The organism is Pseudomonas sp. 1, assembly GCF_056626735.1.
In genome coordinates, this window is the sequence record NZ_JBWXMQ010000041.1 from 1 (window position 1) to 2,460 (window position 2,460).

Below are 2,460 nucleotides of genomic sequence, written 5' to 3' on the forward strand. Positions count from 1 at the left end.
TTGTTCTGTGACTGCGTACCTTTTGTATAATGGGTCAGCGACTTATTTTCAGTGGCGAGCTTAACCGAATAGGGGAGGCGTAGCGAAAGCGAGTCTTAATAGGGCGTCTAGTCGCTGGGAATAGACCCGAAACCGGGCGATCTATCCATGGGCAGGTTGAAGGTTAGGTAACACTGACTGGAGGACCGAACCGACTACCGTTGAAAAGTTAGCGGATGACCTGTGGATCGGAGTGAAAGGCTAATCAAGCTCGGAGATAGCTGGTTCTCCTCGAAAGCTATTTAGGTAGCGCCTCATGTATCACTGTAGGGGGTAGAGCACTGTTTCGGCTAGGGGGTCATCCCGACTTACCAAACCGATGCAAACTCCGAATACCTACAAGTGCCGAGCATGGGAGACACACGGCGGGTGCTAACGTCCGTCGTGAAAAGGGAAACAACCCAGACCGTCAGCTAAGGTCCCAAAGTTATGGTTAAGTGGGAAACGATGTGGGAAGGCTTAGACAGCTAGGAGGTTGGCTTAGAAGCAGCCACCCTTTAAAGAAAGCGTAATAGCTCACTAGTCGAGTCGGCCTGCGCGGAAGATGTAACGGGGCTCAAACCATACACCGAAGCTACGGGTATCACGCAAGTGATGCGGTAGAGGAGCGTTCTGTAAGCCTGTGAAGGTGAGTTGAGAAGCTTGCTGGAGGTATCAGAAGTGCGAATGCTGACATGAGTAACGACAATGGGTGTGAAAAACACCCACGCCGAAAGACCAAGGTTTCCTGCGCAACGTTAATCGACGCAGGGTTAGTCGGTCCCTAAGGCGAGGCTGAAAAGCGTAGTCGATGGAAAACAGGTTAATATTCCTGTACTTCTGGTTATTGCGATGGAGGGACGGAGAAGGCTAGGCCAGCTTGGCGTTGGTTGTCCAAGTTTAAGGTGGTAGGCTGAAATCTTAGGTAAATCCGGGGTTTCAAGGCCGAGAGCTGATGACGAGTTGCCTTTAGGCGACGAAGTGGTTGATGCCATGCTTCCAAGAAAAGCTTCTAAGCTTCAGATAACCAGGAACCGTACCCCAAACCGACACAGGTGGTTGGGTAGAGAATACCAAGGCGCTTGAGAGAACTCGGGTGAAGGAACTAGGCAAAATGGCACCGTAACTTCGGGAGAAGGTGCGCCGGTGAGGGTGAAGCACTTGCTGCGTAAGCCCACGCCGGTCGAAGATACCAGGCCGCTGCGACTGTTTATTAAAAACACAGCACTCTGCAAACACGAAAGTGGACGTATAGGGTGTGACGCCTGCCCGGTGCCGGAAGGTTAATTGATGGGGTTAGCTAACGCGAAGCTCTTGATCGAAGCCCCGGTAAACGGCGGCCGTAACTATAACGGTCCTAAGGTAGCGAAATTCCTTGTCGGGTAAGTTCCGACCTGCACGAATGGCGTAACGATGGCGGCGCTGTCTCCACCCGAGACTCAGTGAAATTGAAATCGCTGTGAAGATGCAGTGTATCCGCGGCTAGACGGAAAGACCCCGTGAACCTTTACTATAGCTTTGCACTGGACTTTGAATTTGCTTGTGTAGGATAGGTGGGAGGCTTTGAAGCGTGGACGCCAGTTCGCGTGGAGCCATCCTTGAAATACCACCCTGGCAACTTTGAGGTTCTAACTCAGGTCCGTTATCCGGATCGAGGACAGTGTATGGTGGGTAGTTTGACTGGGGCGGTCTCCTCCTAAAGAGTAACGGAGGAGTACGAAGGTGCGCTCAGACCGGTCGGAAATCGGTCGTAGAGTATAAAGGCAAAAGCGCGCTTGACTGCGAGACAGACACGTCGAGCAGGTACGAAAGTAGGTCTTAGTGATCCGGTGGTTCTGTATGGAAGGGCCATCGCTCAACGGATAAAAGGTACTCCGGGGATAACAGGCTGATACCGCCCAAGAGTTCATATCGACGGCGGTGTTTGGCACCTCGATGTCGGCTCATCACATCCTGGGGCTGAAGCCGGTCCCAAGGGTATGGCTGTTCGCCATTTAAAGTGGTACGCGAGCTGGGTTTAGAACGTCGTGAGACAGTTCGGTCCCTATCTGCCGTGGACGTTTGAGATTTGAGAGGGGCTGCTCCTAGTACGAGAGGACCGGAGTGGACGAACCTCTGGTGTTCCGGTTGTCACGCCAGTGGCATTGCCGGGTAGCTATGTTCGGGAAAGATAACCGCTGAAAGCATCTAAGCGGGAAACTTGCCTCAAGATGAGATCTCACTGGAACCTTGAGTTCCCTGAAGGGCCGTCGAAGACTACGACGTTGATAGGTTGGGTGTGTAAGCGCTGTGAGGCGTTGAGCTAACCAATACTAATTGCCCGTGAGGCTTGACCATATAACACCCAAGCAATCTGCAGACTCGAAAGAGACCAGATTGCGGTGTGTGAAGACGCAATGAACCGAAAGTTCGACGCTCACAAAACACCGAAAGCTGTCACAT

The 2,460-nt window shown here is 52.3% G+C and carries 1 rRNA gene; it reads left to right on the forward strand.

The window, feature by feature from the left end:
• Window positions 1-2,355, forward strand: a 23S ribosomal RNA gene (locus tag AC1MDC_RS28595); the annotation flags it as partial.
• Window positions 2,356-2,460 lie beyond the last annotated feature (105 nt).